11 protein-coding genes are annotated in these 17,126 nt (G+C 67.4%); 4 read left to right on the top strand and 7 right to left on the bottom strand.

Annotation, left to right across the window (positions count from 1 at the left end; all coding sequences use genetic code 11):
* Nucleotides 1-4: 4 nt before the first annotated feature.
* Both QM732_RS04525 and QM732_RS04520 read right to left on the bottom strand, forming a co-directional pair.
* Nucleotides 5-1,564, bottom strand: a complete 1,560-nt coding sequence (locus tag QM732_RS04525) for a tryptophan halogenase family protein (RefSeq protein WP_415655000.1) — start codon at nucleotides 1,562-1,564, stop codon at nucleotides 5-7.
* Nucleotides 1,565-1,724: 160 nt separating this feature from the next.
* Nucleotides 1,725-4,787: a TonB-dependent receptor gene (locus QM732_RS04520; RefSeq protein ID WP_415654999.1), complete on the bottom strand. Its 3,063-nt coding sequence runs from the start codon at nucleotides 4,785-4,787 to the stop codon at nucleotides 1,725-1,727.
* Nucleotides 4,788-5,639: 852 nt separating this feature from the next.
* On the opposite strand from QM732_RS04520, the gene ppc reads away from it, so the two are divergent.
* A complete protein-coding gene (gene ppc / locus QM732_RS04515; RefSeq protein ID WP_415654998.1) occupies nucleotides 5,640-8,438 on the top strand; it encodes a phosphoenolpyruvate carboxylase in 2,799 nt (932 codons plus the stop codon).
* A gap of 45 nt (nucleotides 8,439-8,483) precedes the next feature.
* On the opposite strand, the gene QM732_RS04510 is transcribed toward ppc, so the two are convergent.
* Nucleotides 8,484-9,554: a glycine zipper 2TM domain-containing protein gene (locus QM732_RS04510; RefSeq protein ID WP_415654997.1), complete on the bottom strand. Its 1,071-nt coding sequence runs from the start codon at nucleotides 9,552-9,554 to the stop codon at nucleotides 8,484-8,486.
* A gap of 205 nt (nucleotides 9,555-9,759) precedes the next feature.
* On the opposite strand from QM732_RS04510, the gene QM732_RS04505 reads away from it, so the two are divergent.
* The gene (locus QM732_RS04505) at nucleotides 9,760-10,554 is read left to right on the top strand and encodes an alpha/beta fold hydrolase (RefSeq protein ID WP_415654996.1); all 795 of its coding nucleotides are present in this window, start codon (nucleotides 9,760-9,762) and stop codon (nucleotides 10,552-10,554) included.
* 1 nt (nucleotide 10,555) lies between these two features.
* Here the strand turns inward: QM732_RS04505 and QM732_RS04500 are convergent, their stop codons facing one another.
* Genes QM732_RS04500 through QM732_RS04485 form a run of 4 tightly spaced genes read right to left on the bottom strand, consistent with a single transcriptional unit; the run spans nucleotide 10,556 to nucleotide 14,989 of the window.
* On the bottom strand, nucleotides 10,556-11,833 hold the full coding sequence (locus tag QM732_RS04500; protein ID WP_415654995.1) for a hypothetical protein: 1,278 nt from the start codon (nucleotides 11,831-11,833) through the stop codon (nucleotides 10,556-10,558).
* On the bottom strand, nucleotides 11,830-13,116 hold the full coding sequence (locus QM732_RS04495; RefSeq protein ID WP_415654994.1) for a hypothetical protein: 1,287 nt from the start codon (nucleotides 13,114-13,116) through the stop codon (nucleotides 11,830-11,832). Before QM732_RS04495 ends, QM732_RS04500 begins: the two co-directional genes overlap by 4 nt.
* Entirely contained in the window at nucleotides 13,050-13,883 is an 834-nt protein-coding gene (locus tag QM732_RS04490) for a LytR/AlgR family response regulator transcription factor (RefSeq protein WP_415654993.1), read from the bottom strand. The genes QM732_RS04495 and QM732_RS04490 overlap by 67 nt, the downstream gene beginning before the upstream one ends.
* Complete coding sequence (locus QM732_RS04485; protein ID WP_415654992.1) at nucleotides 13,880-14,989, bottom strand: sensor histidine kinase; 1,110 nt, start codon at nucleotides 14,987-14,989, stop codon at nucleotides 13,880-13,882. Before QM732_RS04485 ends, QM732_RS04490 begins: the two co-directional genes overlap by 4 nt.
* Nucleotides 14,990-15,195: 206 nt before the next feature.
* Here QM732_RS04485 and argH point away from each other — a divergent pair, with 206 nt between their 5' ends.
* Both argH and QM732_RS04475 read left to right on the top strand, forming a co-directional pair.
* On the top strand, nucleotides 15,196-16,593 hold the full coding sequence (gene argH, locus QM732_RS04480) for an argininosuccinate lyase (protein ID WP_415654991.1): 1,398 nt from the start codon (nucleotides 15,196-15,198) through the stop codon (nucleotides 16,591-16,593).
* A gap of 45 nt (nucleotides 16,594-16,638) precedes the next feature.
* The gene (locus tag QM732_RS04475; protein WP_415654990.1) at nucleotides 16,639-17,118 is read left to right on the top strand and encodes a hemerythrin domain-containing protein; all 480 of its coding nucleotides are present in this window, start codon (nucleotides 16,639-16,641) and stop codon (nucleotides 17,116-17,118) included.
* The last annotated feature ends 8 nt before the right edge of the window (nucleotides 17,119-17,126 follow it).

The raw sequence follows: 17,126 nt of genomic DNA, 5'->3' as shown, positions 1-17,126 counted from the left end.
GAGGTCATGCGGCCGGCGGCATGCCGTACGCGCGGATATGTTGTACGAGGTCACGGTGCCGGGGTAGGCCCCCCAACAGGCGCCGCGTGAGCGTGGTGACGTCCTTCATGCACGACTGCGCGGCTACCAGCCTGTCGGCGCGCAGCGGCCGCAGCGCGGGCTCGAACCGCATGCCATAGAGCACGTATTGGTAGCTGGCCGCCGGGAAGACTTCCTCGACGCGGTAGAAGTCGTTGCGCGACGGCGCGCGGTGTGCCCACAGTTGCAGCAGCTCGCGCAGCGAATCTGGAAGGCTGGCTGCGCTGCGGTGATCGCGCCAATAGTCGGCGTCATCGCGGCGGCTCAGCACGTAGTGCAGCTTCAGGAAGTCGATGATGCGGGACCAGCGGTAGGCGAAGGCCTCGTTGAAGCGCTTGGCCACCAGCTCAATGCCGGCGCGGTCGGCCGGCATCTCGTCGCGGATGAACGCCGCCGACAGTTCGACCAGCGCCAGCGCCGACGCTTCCAGCGGCTCGATGAAGCCCGCCGACAGGCCGACAGCGACACAGTTGCGGTGCCAGAACTGCTCGCGATAGCCCGGGCTGAAGCGCAGGCGGCGCGGCGTCGCATCGCCGAGCGACAGGCCGTTGCGCTGCACATAGTCCAGCAGCGCACGCTCGGCGTCGGCGTCGTCGGTATGGCCACTGGAAAAGACCAGGCCGATGCCGCGACGCGTGGGAAGCCCAATGTCCCAGGTCCAGCCCTCTGCATGAGCGGTGGAAATGGTGGCTGAGGCCAGTGGCGCCTGCGCGTCGGCGTGCGGAACCTGCAGGGCCAGCGCGCTGTCGTTGAACAGGACGTCCTTCTGGGCCCGAAGGCCGACACCGTAGTGCTGACCTAGCAACAGGCTGGCCAGGCCCGAGCAGTCGATAAAGAGATCGCCTTCGATGTCGCCGTGCTCACGGGTCGTCAACGCGGCAATGTCGCCGTTCTCGTGCGAGCGCACGGCCGTGAAGTGGTCGAGGACATGGCGCACGCCTAACTTGGCCGTCGCGTGCCGCTGCAAAAGATGCCCCAGCTTGACGGCATCGAAGTGGTAGCCGTAATTGATGACACCGCCGAAGTCCGGTGTCGTGGTCTGCTTGGGCGCCAGATGGGCATCGCAAACCAGCGGCTGCGCACCCACGCTCTGGGCGAACGGCTGATCACGCCCGCCCTGAAGCCAGGCACCGGCGAGTTCAGCATCGCCCCACCCGTGTGGCAGCGTGAAGGGGTGGTAGTAGCGGTCGCCTTCGCCGCCGTGCAGCCAGCCATCAAAGCGCGAGCCCTGCTTGAAGGCCGCATCGCATTCGCGGATCAGCTCTGCTTCACTGAGGCCGATGCGGCGCAGCGTGGCGCGCATCGTCGGCCAGGTGCCCTCACCGACGCCAATTGAGGGGACGTCGGGCGACTCGATCAGCGTGATCTGCAACGCGTCGGGGCCCTCACCGGCAAGTTCTGCGGCCAGCGTCGCGGCCGTCAGCCAACCGGCCGAGCCGCCACCCAGCACCACGATGCGTCGAACCGCATTCACCTCGGAGTTCATCCTGAAAAGCATGGTCTGTGCATCTGCCTGGCTGCCTCAATGACCGGGGAATTCTGCAAAGAAATTTGGCCAAGGCGGGCGCTTGGCGCCGGCCTCGGCCAACGTCGGCCGCCAACAAGCCGCCCCGAGGAAGCGAGTCGTTGGCGGCGAAGCCTATCGCTCAGAAACGATAGCGGGCACCGATCAGATAGCGACGACCCGTCTGCTGTGCGGAGACCAGCATCTCCTTCGTGCGGCTGTGCTGACGGATGTAGCCATCGTTCAGGTTCAGCAGATCAGCCTGGAGGGTCAGGTTCTTGCCAATCTTGTAGCCGATGGACATGTCCACCTGCCCGTAGGCCTCGGTGTAGATCGGATCGTTGGCGTTGTCGTACGTGCGTGCCGCCAGGAACTGACCTCGCCAGTTGTAGGCACCGCGTACGGACCACGTTTCGTTCTCGAAGAAACCGACCAGGTTGGCAGAATTGCTGAGCCCAAGCAGTGGCGCCTGCGAACCGGTGCTGGCGTTGTTGAACTTCAGGCCGCTCTTCACGTACGTGTAGTTACCCGAAACACCAAAACCGCTGTTGCCGAACATGTGCTGGAAATTCAGCTCCAGGCCCTTCACATTGTCACCAGCGCCATTGGCGTAGCTATTGATCTGGAACACCATCGGCTGTGCGCCAGCCACAGCACCCGTGATGTCTCCAATGATGAAGTTCGGATTGCTGTTGTTGGTGATGGTCACCCCGGTCTGGCCGTTGCAATTATTGAAGATGTAATTGCGAATATCAATCGACGTTGTCTTGCCTGCCGCCCGGGCAGCGTCATAACACGCACCGCTGGCGGGCTGATTCAAGCCGGCAATCGTCGTGGTGATCGTCGTGGCACCGATGAAATCGGAGATCTTCTTGTAGAAGGCGCCAGCAGCAACGTAACTCGACTTCGCATAGTAGAACTCTGCCGATAGATCGAGATTCTTCGACTTCAGCGGTTTCAGCGTCGGATCACCCGTCGAACCGTTGCCACCGGTCGAGCGGTTGGCCACCTGATTCAGGGTCACGCCACCCAGCATCTGGTCCCAGCCCGGACGACCGATATTGATGCCGAAGCTGGCACGCACCTTGATCTTGTCCGTCAGATCGGCATCCCAATCAACACTGGGGAGCCAATAAGAGTACTTACCACTCTTGGCACCAAAACTGCTGGTTCCGCCGGTGAGAATCACCTCATTCTCGGCATTCCAGTTCGTTCCGGAATAGGCCGTCACCTTCGAAGAGGATTCGACCTTGGTGCTTTCATACCGCAGGCCGACCGACAGATTCATCGGAATGGCCGTATCAAACGCATGGTCCCACTGACCATATGCCGACGTTGTCTTTTCCGTCGTCCGCCAATCGTTGGCGCCAGCGGAACTGTAGTCAGGCAACGCGCGGAAGTACGCCTCGGCCTGCGCCTGCGTGAAGGGCACGTTCCCGGTACTCTGCGTGCCTGTAATCTGCGAGTTGGCAATCGACTGCTTCAGCACCGCATCAAAGTCGGGCGTGAAGAAGTAGGGGAACAGTCGGGAATCATCATGACCCGGGATGCGACTGAAATAGCCGCCCAGGCTGTCGATTGCCACCGGAACGTTCTTGAACGAACCTTGCGAGCCGACGCCACTCCAGTCGCCGTGGAAGTTGTTCACGCTGGCGGCTCGGTTATTCAACTTCGCAAAGCCAAGGCCGGCAATCAACTTGTCATCGGCACTCAGGCGGTAAGTGCCGCGCATCTGGACCTGATCGACCTTCTGGTCGCTCAAATTGCTGTTGAATTGCGAACCCGTCACCGTGGTCTTGTTGGCATCATAGACCAACCCCGGCGAACTCATGATCGGCAGGTCTTTATCGTAGTACGCCGTGATATTGCCCTGATTGAACAGAGCCAAATCCAGGATGGCATATGTGCCATATGGGCTGTCCGGGGATGTCTTGGCCCTCGAGCTATGCGCATCCAGGTCGATCTTGAGTGCATCATTGACCTGCCAGCCCACGTTGAAGCCCGTGGAATTCAGCTTGCTCTTCTGCGCAAACTGGCCGATGTTCATCCCGTAGTCATGGGTTCCAGGCCAAATCACCGTTTGGACGATCGGGGCCTGGATGGGACCCGTCGTGAACTTGGTCGGCGGACTCGACTTCAGGTCACCGGAGAACTCGTTGTTGAACCAGGCCGAATTCTCGGAGTTCTTGGCCTTGACCGTATTGACGGCCATGGTGTGGTCGACGGTGAACTTCAGGTCCTTGCTGGGAGCAAACTGCAGCGTCGCCTGACCATTCAGCCGCTCACGGTCGAGCGCCGTGATCGAGTACCGCATGTCGTTCGTCGTCGCATACAGGCCGGTCGGCTGGACCGGGATATTGCTGGCCGGCGAGACGGCGGGGACGTTGGCGTTGTTGGTGTGCCAGCCGTTCTGCGTGTAGGCGTTGTTTGACCCCGAAACACGCTTGGAGTAGCTGCCGCTGATGGCGATGCCGAACCTGCGATCGGCGAAGGTGTCGCTGTAGATGCCGGAGACTTCCGGCGTCACCTTTTCGCCCTTGAAGGACTCGGGCAGGCGATTGTTCGAATCGTCGTAGTTCGCCTTGATGCCAATGCTGGCGATGCGTTCGCGCACATCCAGAGGGCGCGCGGTCTTCACGTTGATCGTGGCACCAATGCCGCCCGTCGGCGTCTCCGCGCGAGAGGTCTTGTAGACCTCGAGCGCCGAGATCGAGTCGGAAGACAGATTGGCGAAGTCGAAGGCGCGCGAACCGCTGGCACCTTGGTTCAAAGGGTTGATGACGGCTGTCGGCATTTGTCGGCCGTTCAGCAGCACCATGTTGAAGTCGGGGCCAACGCCGCGCACCGTCACCTTCGAGCCTTCGCCGCTGGAGTTGCGGTCGATGGACACGCCGGCGATGCGTTGCATCGATTCGGCCAGGTTGGTGTCGGGGAACTTGCCGATGTCTTCGGCCACGATGCCATCCACCAGCCCGCGCGATTCACGCTTCAGGGTGACAGCGCTGTCAAGGGACTTGCGGATGCCCGTGATGACGACGGTCTCGAGCGATTGCGGCGAAGCCGCCTGCGCGGCGGTACCGCTTTGCTGAGCGTGCACCGCAGCGGCGCCCGTCAGCAGCGCGACCGACGACGCCCAGGCGACCGGCTTGAGCCGGCACGCTCGCAGAGGCTCGCGCCGTTTCTTGGAAATCTGAGGGTGTTTCATTTGTCTCCTTGCTTGCTCTGGCGGCCCATGATCGAGCCGATTGACGAAGAATTCTTATTGGCTTGCAGTCGTCACATTTGGTAGCGATACCAAGGCGCCTCAAAAAAAGAGATACCCCTGAAGCAGCGGGCCTACTGTATTTTTTCGACTCCTCTCGCTCTGCTAGGGTTTGTACGAGCCGCCGCGCGGATTTGCGCAATCCACAACACCGACTCCCGCCCCATCCTCACAAGTGCCACGCCGCCGCTTTTGACACAACAGCGCATCTCGGCGAACCAAGACTGGTAGCGATCTCAATCGCCTGAGGACGGCGATCGATTGGCTCGAAATCCAAAAATTGACAACGTTGTCTACGATAGACGATTCCAGGATTTGATTCAATGCTTTGGGGGTCTGTGGTTTTCCCGCAGCGATGACCACCAGCGCTGCAGAGACCCGGCCAAAGCACTCCCGTGAGGGGCCGCGCACCGGCTCGGAGGCCGCCGTCGCGGCGAAGCATCAGTGGCCTGCCGGGCCTGCGCCGTACTTCCGCAATAAGAGCTTCGTGTCGCTCGAAGACGCTCGGTGGCGACGCCCTTGAAGCGCAGAGCCGCACGCGATGGGCGTCGACGCGCAACGCCTTGCCAGCACCCCGCCCTGCCCATGGCACCGGAGCGCGCCACCGCCTCGCCATCGCCCTTGAAGGTCCGCAAGCTCGAGCCACCTGCCGCCTTGCCGCCGCGCGCCCGCGACGCGCGCTCAGCTGCCTGAGCGGACTCTCCCGGGGGTCCGTTTTGACGAAGAAACTGCTAGAGTCAGATCGTGGTAACTCTGTTACCTCTCCTATAGCAATTCCTTCTCGGACGACCCGCCATGCCCTCACGAGCCGCCCCAGCCCGCCAAGAGATCGACAAGAAAGCCGACAAGAACGAACCGCTGGTGGCCGACATCCGGCTGCTGGGGCGCATCCTTGGCGACGTCATCCGCGAGCAGGAAGGGCGTGAGGCCTACGAACTGGTCGAGCGCATCCGCCAGCTGTCGGTGGCCTACCGCCACAAGCACGACAAGGAAGCCGGCAAGCGCTTCGACAAGCTGCTCAAGAGCCTGTCCGGCGAACAGGCCGTCAGCGTCATCCGCGCCTTCAGCTACTTCTCGCACCTGGCCAACATCGCCGAGGACCGCCACCACATCCGCCGCCGCGACGTGCACGAGCGCGCCGGCAGCCTGCAACCGGGCTCGCTGGCCTATTGCCTGGAGCATCTGCACGAGGCCGGCGTCCGCCCCGCCGAGATCGCCGACGTGCTCAAGCGCGGCTTCATCTCGCCGGTGCTGACAGCCCACCCCACCGAGGTGCAGCGCAAGAGCATCCTGGACGCCGAGCGTGCCGTCGCCGGCCTGCTGGAAGCGCGCGACCGTGCCGGAACAGAACGCGAGCTGCGCGAGACCGAGAGCCTGCTGCGCGCCCGCATCACCCAGCTCTGGCAGACGCGCATGCTGCGCTACTCCAAGCTGACCGTCGCCGACGAGATAGAGAACGCCCTCTCCTACTACCACTCGACCTTCCTGCGGCAGATCCCCAAGCTCTACGCCGAACTGGAAGAGCATCTCCCCGGCGAGCACCTCCCCAGCTTCCTGCGCATGGGCCACTGGATAGGCGGCGACCGCGACGGCAACCCCAACGTTGGCGCCACGACACTGAAGCGTGCCATGCAGCGCCAGAGCGAGGTGGCGCTGCGCCACTACCTGACCGAGCTGCACGAGCTGGGCGCCGAGCTGTCCATCTCGCTGCGCCTGTCAGGCGTATCGCCGGACATGCAGCTGCTGGCGGAGCGCAGTCCCGACCAGAACGCCCACCGCATGGATGAGCCCTATCGCCGAGCGCTCACGGGCATGTATGCACGCCTCGCCGCCACGCTGCACGAGCTGACGGGCACCGAGGCGCTGCGCCATGCCGTCGCGCCGCAGGATCCCTACCGCACGCCCGAAGAGTTGCTGGCCGACCTGCGCACCATCGAGGCCTCGCTGAAGGCCCATCATGCCGAGGCGCTCATCGCGCCGCGCCTGGCGCCGCTGATGCGCGCGCTGCAGGTGTTCGGCTTCCACCTCGCCACGCTGGACCTGCGCCAGAGCAGCGACCAGCACGAACTGGTGCTGGCGGAGCTGCTGGCCACCGCCCGCATCGAGAGCGACTATGCCGCGCTGGACGAGGCCGCCAAGCGCGAGCTGCTGCTGCGCCTGCTCAACGACGCCCGTCCGCTACGCGTCATCGGCGCCCGCTACACCGACAAGACCCTGGGCGAACTCGCCACGTTCGAGGCCGCCCGCGAGGCGCTGGCGCGCTTCGGCCGCGAAGCGCTGCGCCACTACATCATTTCCCACACCGAGTCGGTCAGCGACCTGCTGGAAGTGGCCCTGCTGCTGAAGGAGACCGGCCTGCTGCGGGGCGTGCTGACCGAGTACGCAGTCAGCGACCTCATCATCGTGCCGCTGTTCGAGACCATTGGCGACCTGCGCGTCGCGCCGGAGATCATGGGCGAGTTCTACGCCCTGCCAGGCGTGCGGGGCCTGATCGACCGCTCGGGTGGCGAGCAGGACATCATGCTGGGCTACTCCGACAGCAACAAGGACGGCGGGATGTTCACCTCGTCCTGGGAGCTGTACCGCGCCGAGATCGCGCTGGTGGCGCTGTTCGACGAACTCAAGCGTGTCGGCCCCATCACGCTGCGCCTGTTCCACGGCCGTGGCGGCACCGTGGGCCGCGGCGGTGGCCCCAGCTACCAGGCCATCCTGGCCCAGCCCCCGGGCACCGTGAACGGCCAGATCCGCCTCACCGAGCAGGGCGAGGTCATCGCCTCCAAGTACGCGCATCCCGAGATCGGCCGGCGCAACCTGGAGACGCTGGTGGCGGCCACGCTGGAGGCCACGCTGCTGCACCCAACGCAGAGCGCGCCCAAGTCCTTCCTGCAGGCCGCGCAGGCGCTGTCGGACGCCAGCTTCGACGCCTACCGCGGCCTGGTGTACGGCACACCGGGCTTTGCCGACTATTTCTTCGCGTCGACGCCGATCCGAGAAATCGCCGAGCTCAACATCGGCTCGCGTCCTGCATCGCGCAAGGCCACCCGCGCCATCGAGGATCTGCGCGCCATCCCCTGGGGCTTCTCATGGGGTCAGGCACGTGTCGCCCTGCCGGGCTGGTGCGGCTTCGGCTCCGGCGTTGAGTCCTTCCTCGGCGAGGAACCGGCCCAGCGCGCCAAGAACCTGGCCCTGCTCAAGCGCATGCTCAAGGGCTGGCCCTTCTTCCGCGCCGTGCTGTCCAACCTCGACATGGTGCTTGCCAAGACCGACCTGGCCCTGGCCGAACGATACGTGGAGCTGGTGGAAGACAAGAAGCTCGGCAAGCGCATCTTCACGGCCATCCGCGCCGAGTTTGAGCGCACGCAGGCCGCGCTGAGCCTCATCAGCGGCGACGACAAGCGCCTGGCGGCCAACCCCTCTCTGGCCCGCTCCATCGAGCACCGGTTCCCCTATATCGACCCGCTCAATCACCTGCAGGTCGAGCTGATGCGCCGCTACCGCCGCACCCAGGCCGATGACCCAGCCATGGAACGCGTGCAGCGCGGCATCCACCTGTCCATCAACGGCATCGCGGCGGGCCTGCGCAACACTGGTTGAGCGAGGAAGTGCGCCGCCAGGGCTGACCCGCCGCCGGGGGGGCGCTCAGCGCAGCGGCTCCAGCGCCTCGCCAACAAGGCGCACGCGGTCACCGGCACGGAAGTTCGGTGCCTCGGCATAGACGACGGTGCGCAGCGCACCATCGCTCATGCGCACCACAACCTCGTACTGCGTACGCTGGTTGTTGCGCTTCTGGATCTCGCGGCCCAGCAGCGCGCCGCCCACCGCGCCGGCCACGCCCGCAGCGGTGCGGCCGTCGCCCTTGCCGAACTGGCTGCCCACCACCGCGCCCAGCACGCCACCGGCCACCGTGCCCAGCACGTGGCCCTCGCCGTCCACGGTGACGGCATTCACCGCCTGCACGGTTGCGCAGTCACGACAGGCATCGCTGCGCCGCGACGTGAAGTTCACGCCGGCATAGGCATTGGGCGCGCTGCTGCGCACGCTGCGGTCGCCGATGCGCAGCTGTGCCACCAGGGGCTGCTCGGTGTCCAGCCAGCCACCCTGCGGCAGCACGTAGGTGCCGACGTACTCGCCAGGGCGCTGCTCGTCCAGCACGACGTTGCTGGCCTGGCTGCCCTGCAAGAGTACCGAAGCCTGGCCGCCGGGCGTGCCACGCACGGTGTATCGCAGCGCCTCTGTGCGGCCCCGGCCCGGTTCGCGCGCGACGCCCACCGACTGGATCTCGGGCATCAGCGCTGCCTCGCCAGGCAACACCCAGCCGACCTGCAGTGCCTCGCCCAACTGGGCGGTCGCGACGCGGTTGTCGCGTCGCAGGTTGGCATGCACGCGCGATTCCGGCCCGATGCGGTCTGATCGACCGACGATGTAGCTGCCCTGGTAGCGCCCCGGGCTGGTCTCGTCCAGGCGCAGCGTGCGCCGGCTGCCGTCGATCTGCAGCAGCACCGTCGCCCCAGCCGTACCCCAGACGGTGAAGTTCAGCTCGGCACCCGGCTCCAGCCGGTCAACCTGTTCAACATCGAAGCCGGTCACGCGCAAAGGCGCGGCGGCAACGCGGCTGCCGGCCTGCGCTTCAGCCAGGCCGGTCCAGAACGGAGAACCGGCCGCCAGTGCGCAGGCCAGGACCATGACCAGGGGTTGCATCGAAGGCTTCATAAGGCGCTCCTGAGGATGGACAGAACCCCAGCCTAGGCCGCCCGCCCGGACCGGGGCTGTCGGTTCCCGGCCCGACGACCGGTAGGCCACAGCCTACAGGCAAGGTCTAAGCATCGCGCTGAAACGATTGAAACCCACGCCACCACGCGGCGCAGTCCGGCTGAAACGAAGCCCCTGGAGGATGCCGGCATCCACGGAGACCGCCATGACCGAGCCCCACGCCTCCCCCGTCGTCTGCCTGCATTCCAGCGCCGCGAGCGGCCGCCAGTGGCGCCGCCTCATCGCCGATGGCGGTGCTGCGCGGCCCTGGCACGCACCCGATCTCTACGGGCACGGCGGCCGGCCCGGCTGGCCCGAGCTGATGCCCAACCGGCTGTCCGTCGAGGCCCACGGCGTACTGGCCGGTCTGCCCTTCCCCGCCGAGCATGGTTTCCATCTCGTCGGCCACAGCTACGGCGGCGCTGTCGCACTGCAGGTGGCGCTGCTGCAGCCGGGCCGCGTGCTGTCACTGACGCTGTATGAGCCCGCAGCCTTCGGCGTGCTGCCGGCCCCGGGTCCGGCGGAGCCCGCATGGCGGGAGATCCGCGAGGCCGCCGCGCGCCTGGACGCGATGCTGGACCGTGGCGACGACTTCGGCGCCGCCCGCGGCTTCTGTGCCTACTGGCACGGCCGCGACGTCTGGCCGGAGATGGACGCTGCCCAGCAACTGCGCGTCGCCGAGGCCATGCCGACCGTGCGCCGCCATTTCGAAGCCCTGTTCACCGCGCGGTGGGATGACCGCCAGCTGGGTCTCCTGCACATGCCGGTGCGGCTGATCTGCGGCACCGCGACTCGCGCCAGCGCCCGCCGCGTGGCCCAGCGCCTGGCCGGGCAGCTGCCGCAGGCCACGCTGCAGATGTTGGAAGGTGCCGGGCACATGGCCCCAATCACCGAAGCCGCGCGCGTCAATGCGCTGGTACAGCAAAGCCTGGCCGGCCTGCAGCAGGCTCCGGCACACTGAGTCAGTGCGGGGCCGAGGCCGGCGTGGTCTTCAGATAGGCCTTGATGACCGCCAGCTCACCCTCTCGCGCCAGCTTCACGAGGTGGCGGCCCATGCCCCCGACGTGGGCGCAGGTAGGCTCAGCCGCCCAGCGCATGCTGACCTCCGCGATGGCACCCTGAGCACGATCCGCCTCCTCGCGCGACAGCGCCTTGGGGCTATGAGGAAGGCCGAGCCGCTCTTCCAGTGTATGGAGCATGCGGGAGGCCATCACATCGAGCGCCATGTCCGGCGCCCGGCGTACGACCTGCTCGCAGAGCTGGCGCCGGTTCGCGTCGCGCAGCGCATCAGGACGGCAGGCCCGCCCGACGCTGAGCAGCGAACCCTCAGTCATCGAGGCGCCGTCCACGCCCATGGCGCTGACCAGCGCCCAGGTCTCGCCCGGCGTCGGTTCCGTGCCGATGACGCCGGCCATCGCGGTGACGAGGGCATGGGTGTTGGCAGACAGGCGCCGCCGCTGAGCAAGCTGGTATAGGGCCTGCGAGATGGCCGCCGCGTCGCCATGCGCGTCCTCAAGGTGCAGCAACCAAGGCCAGGCATCACCTGGGTCCAGCAGCTCGAGCCGTTCAAGGTTGAGTGCGGCGCAGGCGACTGGGATGGGGCCTGGCACTGGCGGCTCTGGAACCCGGACCCCGCTGGCCACGGAAGCCGCAAGCCGGGCCTGCTGCTGGCTGGCATACGGGTACGCCGACCGATAGGTGGAGTCCCTGCGGCAGGCTCGCAGCGCGATGCGGTAGGCGGCGGCGTCATCGGTGGACGCCGCCAGCTCGGCCGCGGCCTGCACGTCTGCGCGCAACACGGCGGCGGCCACGCGCTGCTTCAGGGACCCGGCATCCAGGCGCTTCAGCACATCGGCCAGGCCCTGCTTGGCCTGTCGGTCCAGTGCCTGCGCCCAGGCCGACTTGGACGGCGCCTCGCCGTCCTCCTGCAGGCTGTCCTCCAGCTCGCCGCGACGCACCTTGCCAAGACCGCATACCTCGACGAACTCCTTGTCTGCCGGCGAGGTGTCCGAGGCCGGACGCGCCGCAGCCGCGACCTCCGCCGCCGCGCTCGCATCCCCCGCCATCACCGGTGCAGTCATGGCCGGCCCGGCCGCAAGCTCCACGGCCCCAGGCTCCAGCGGCAGCTCCTCAAGCGGACTAAGCCACCATGCCAGCAGCGCGGCGCCCAGCAGCGTTGACGCCAACGCGAACGCCAGCGCGACGCGCCTCCCCGCCCGCCCCGGCCGCTCCAGGCTCAACGCGACATCCCCCCCGCGACGGGCCGTGGCGTGGCCTCGGCCGGCAGCAGCGACAACGCCATGGACAGTTCGCCCTGGGCTGCGCGTTTGACCGAGATTTCGTTCATGCGCGCCATTGACCCGCAATCCACTCCAATGCCGGCGAACACCATCTCCTGCCAAGCGCCCTGCGCAGCCTTCAGGGTCGCCGCACCATAGGCCTGCTGCTCGGGTGGCACGCCGGCGCGCTCAGCCACCTTTTGCGCCAACTGGGCATCCAGCAGGCTGCTGGAAGCGGCCAGGGTCTGGCGTCCGACCGCCTGGCAATGCTGCAGCCGCTGCGGGCGCCGCAGTTCGTCGCCGTGGCAGGGCTTAATCGGCGCGGCCACCTCGTACCCCGTCATCGCACCGTCCATGCCTATGACCTTGATCAGGGCCTGTGCACGCGTAAGCACGTCAGGCATCAGATCCAGCAACTGGACGACATGCGCTTCCAGCAGGTACCCGCCGTCGGATAGCCGGGGCCGCACGGCGGCCTCGGCCAGCGCCGCGTCCACCGCCTGCGCATCGCCGCGGCTGCGCGCCTCGTCCATCAGGCGCAGCCAGGGCCGCGCGTCGCTTGGGTCCAGTTCGATCCAGCGTTGCGCGCTCAGGCCCGCGCAGTTGGGTGGCGAAGCCGCCCGCGCCGACCCGCAAGCCTGCAAGGCCATCTGGTAGGCCCCCGCATTGCGGCCGCGCGCGGCCAGCAGGGCAGCCCCCTCCACATCGCCCATCAGCAACCGCGCGGCCACCTGCTGGCTCTCGTTGCCGGCCGCCAGGCGTGCCGCGATGCGAGCCAACCCGGTGTCCACACGCTGCTGCAGTTCAGCCTCACGCGCCTGCAGCCAGGACTTGGCACCTACGGCGTCGGCCAGCCAGCTTTGCAGCATGCCTGCCGTCACCTGGCCGATGCCACAGACCTCCATCCCCTCCGGCGGGACCTGTGCCCCGTCAACTGCCGGGCCGGCAGGGGCTGAGGTCGCGGCCGAAGTGGTCGAGACGCCTGCCGCTGCGAGACCGGGCATGGTCACCGCCTGCGGCGCCTCGCGCGCTGGCTGCTGCACCCCGGCCACCGGCGAGCCATGCGCGGAGGGCTCCGCAAGCCCGGCGAGTTGCCGCCACACGGCCGTCCCCAGGCCCAGCGCGGCCGCCAGCAGAGCCAGTCCCAGCGCCCAGCGCAGGCCCGCCGACCCGAGCCTCACCTGGCCTGCCCGGCCAGCGCCTCCCGCACCGCCGCCACCTGGCGCCTCGATACGGCCAGCCACTCATCCACATGCACGATGCGCACAGCCCAGCTGTCGGCCGCATCGGTGGAATCGACACCATCAAGATCGCCGAAATTGGTAGCCGCGTGGCGCTCCAGTTCGCGTACCGCCCAGCGCGCCACCAGCGCATTGCGGTGCACGCGCAGGAAACGTTCGCCCAGGCGCTGCTCCAGCTCGGACAGCGCGCCATCCATCACATGGCTTTCGCTGGCGGTGCGCAGCGTCAGGTACTTCAGCTCGGCCTTGAAGTACAGCACCTCGGCCAGCGGCACGCGCAGCAGGCGGCCGCGGTCGGTCAGCGTGATGAAGTCGGCAGGCTCGGGGGCGGTCGGCGCATCGGACGGCAGCGCAGTCTGCACCGCCGCGCGCTCCGACAGACGCTGCGCGGCGCGCGCCAGCGCGGCCTGCAGGCGTTCGCGGCGCACGGGCTTGGTCAGGTAGTCCAGTGCCTCCAGCTCGAAGGCGCGCAGCGCATGCGCGGCATGGGCCGTCACGAAGATGATGAACGGCGCAGGCAGGCCCGGCTGCACGGCTTGGCGCCGGGCCAGGCCATCGGCGAACTGCAGGCCGTCGGCGCCAGGCATCTGCACGTCCAGCAGCACGACATCGCAGCCATGCTCGCGCAGCCAGGCCGCCGCCTGGGAGGCAGTGGCGGCCTCGGCGACGACCTCGCAGCGCGGCTCGGGGATGGCGTCGACGAGGCCGCGAAGCCTCAAGCGGGCCAGGGGTTCATCGTCGACGATGAGGACGCGCAACGCTGGGGTCATGAGGGCAGGAGTATCCGCAAGGAAAAGCGCTGTGCGGTGGATTCGATGTCGAAGCGTGCGGCGACGTCGTGCATCAGCCTCAGGCGCTGGCGCACGTTGCGCAGGGCCAGGCCGTGGCCGGCCGTGCGGGCCGGTGCACCCACCGTGTTGACGATGCGGATCTCGACCTCCCCGCCGCGCCGCAGCGTGCGGACCTCCAACTCGCCCCCCTCATCGTTGGGCTCCACGCCGTGGCGCACCGCGTTCTCCACCAGCGGCTGCAGCAGCAGCGGCGGCACGCGCGCCCCGCTGGCTTCGGGGTCCAGATGCCAGGCGATGCGCAGCCGCTTGCCGAAGCGGATCTGCTCGATGGCGAGGTAACGGCGCGCCAGCTCCACCTCCTCGGCCAGCGTCACCGAGGCGCTGGCATCTGCCAGCGCGACGCGGAACAGCTCGGCCAGATCCTCCAGCACGCTCTCGGCGCGGGCCGGGTCCACCTGCACGAGGGCGATGGCGCTATTCAACGTGTTGAAGAGGAAGTGCGGCCGGATGCGCGACTGCAGCTCGACGAGCTGGGCCAGCGCGTCGGCGGGCCGCTGCGTGTGCTCACGCAGCTTGAGCCAGGCCAGCAGCAGACCCGCGCCGCTGGCGCCGCACGCGGCAACGCTGGCAATCCGCCAGCTGCCCGGAGGCTCGTCGCTCGTCAGGCTCAGCAGGCCGAAGCCCATCAGCGCGCCGACGGCGCCCAGGCCCATCAGCGCCAGCCATTGCGCGGGCTCGGGCAGGCGTGGCCACAGCCGCTTGGCTGCGCAGACCGCCAGCAGCCAGGACAGCACGGCGAACATGGTGACGACGGTGCCATTGGCCGTCAGCGCCAGCCACTGAGCGGCGTCACGGGCGACGAGCGCCGTGCCCAGGCCCAGCAGCAGCTGCACGCCCAGGACCGCGCGCAGCACCAGGCCCACGTGGCAGACGTCGAAGGCCCGCGTCGGGTCCAGCAGCGGGGCTTTGCTCAGCTCGGGAAGCTCGGGAAGCTCGTTGGGCGCGAAACCCAGCCACTGGCTGAGCTGCATGGATTCATGCCAGACGCTGGATCGAGGTTCGGCGCGGCGCTTGAAGAAGAGCATCACAGTGGTCCGTTGCGCAATGACGACATCCAAGGCCCGCGGGCCGATGCAGGGCCGCGCCCAGGCCGGCCAGTGTTGTGCGTGTGCCTGCCCGTCGCGCCGGCAGACGTTGCGCCCCACCCCGGACCGGTCAAGGCCCTCCTTGTACGGGGGCTCGATAATCCCAGGCTGCGGCGCATTTTGCGCGCTGATTTCCCCGCTGCCCCATGTCAGACAACCAACTCGCCAACAAATCCCAAGCCTGGTCCGCCCTGTTCTCCGAACCCATGAGCGATCTGGTCAAGCGCTACACGGCCAGCGTGGGTTTCGACCAGCGCCTCTGGCGCGCGGACATCACGGGCAGCCTGGCGCATGCGGAGATGCTGGCCGCACAAGGCATCCTGAGCGTCGAGGACCATGCCGCCATCCAGCGCGGCCTGAACGAGATCGCGGCCGAGATCGAGGCCGGCCAGTTCGAATGGAAGCTGGACCTGGAGGACGTGCACCTCAACATCGAGGCGCGCCTGACTGAGCGCGTGGGCATCGCCGGCAAGCGCTTGCACACGGGCCGCAGCCGCAACGACCAGGTCGCCACCGACGTGCGCCTGTGGCTGCGCGGTGAGATCGACGAGATTTCCGGGCTGCTCAAGGCCCTGCAGCGCGTCATGGTCGAGAAGGCCGGCGAGCATGCCGACGTCATCCTGCCCGGCTTCACCCACCTGCAGGTGGCGCAGCCGGTCAGCTTCGGCCACCATCTGCTGGCCTACGTGGAGATGTTTGCCCGCGACGCCGAACGCATGGCCGACACCCGCAAGCGCGTCAACCGCCTGCCCCTGGGCGCCGCGGCGCTGGCCGGCACCAGCTACCCTCTGGACCGTGAGCGCGTCGCGAAGACGCTGGGCATGGAGGCCTGCGCGCAGAACAGCCTGGACGCGGTCAGCGACCGCGACTTCGCCATCGAGTTCTCGGCGGCGGCGTCCCTCGTCATGCTGCACATCTCGCGGCTGTCCGAGGAGCTGATCCTGTGGATGAGCCAGAACTTCGGCTTCATCGCGCTGCCCGACGCCTTCTGCACGGGCTCGTCGATCATGCCGCAGAAGAAGAACCCCGACGTTCCCGAGCTGGCGCGCGGCAAGACAGGCCGCGTCGTCGGCCATCTCGTCGGCCTGGTCACGCTGATGAAGGGCCAGCCTCTGGCCTACAACAAGGACAACCAGGAGGACAAGGAGCCCTTGTTCGACACGGTCGACACCTTGAAGGACACGCTGCGCATCTTTGCCGACATGCTGGCCGGCCTGACCGTCAAGCCCGAGGCCATGCGCGCCGCGGCGCTCAAGGGTCACGCGACCGCCACCGACTTGGCCGACTATCTTGTCAAGAAGGGCCTGCCCTTCCGCGACGCGCACGAGGTCGTCGCCCATGCCGTGAAGACGGCGACGGCCAAGGGCGTGGACCTGGCCGCGCTGACACTGGATGAATTGAAGGCCTTCGATGCCCGCGTCGAGGCCGACGTGTTCGACGTGCTGTCGCTGGAAGGCTCGCTGAACGCCCGCAACGTGCTGGGCGGCACGGCGCCGGCCCAGGTGCGCGCCCAGGTGGCTCGCCACCGCGCGCGTCTGGCTTGAGCTGGCTCAACACCGTCGCGAGACCCGCCACCTAGCATCTGTCAGATGAGCACCCTTGCCTGGACCGAATCCCTCGTCCTGAACCAGCCGCAGCTGGATACCACCCATCAGGAGTTCGTCGAGCACCTGAACGCCTTCGGCGCCGCGCTGGACGGCGGCACGGACGCCCTGCCCGCCTATCACGCGCTGCTGGCGCACACCGAGGCCCACTTCGCGATGGAGGAGGACTGGATGGCGCGTTGCGGGTTCGATGCGCAGAACTGCCATGCCAGCCAGCATGCGATGGTGTTGCGCGTCATGCGCGAGGCGCTGCGCTATGCCACCGAGCTGAACGACCGTGAGCCGCTGAACATCCTGCGCGGCGAGCTGGCCCAGTGGTTCCCGCAGCATGCCGAGATGATGGACGCGGCGCTGGTCTACACGATGGAGCAGCGCGGCTTCGACCCGGTGACAGGCGAATGCCGCGAAGCGAGCACTGCTGAAGCCGGCAGCTCAGGCTGCGGCTCCAGCAGTTGCGGCCACTGAAGGCCATT

The organism is Roseateles sp., assembly GCF_047654805.1.
Lineage (GTDB): Bacteria > Pseudomonadota > Gammaproteobacteria > Burkholderiales > Burkholderiaceae_C > Pelomonas.
The sequence above is the reverse complement of the archived record's forward strand: the minus strand, read 5'-3'. Positions and strand labels throughout refer to the sequence as shown.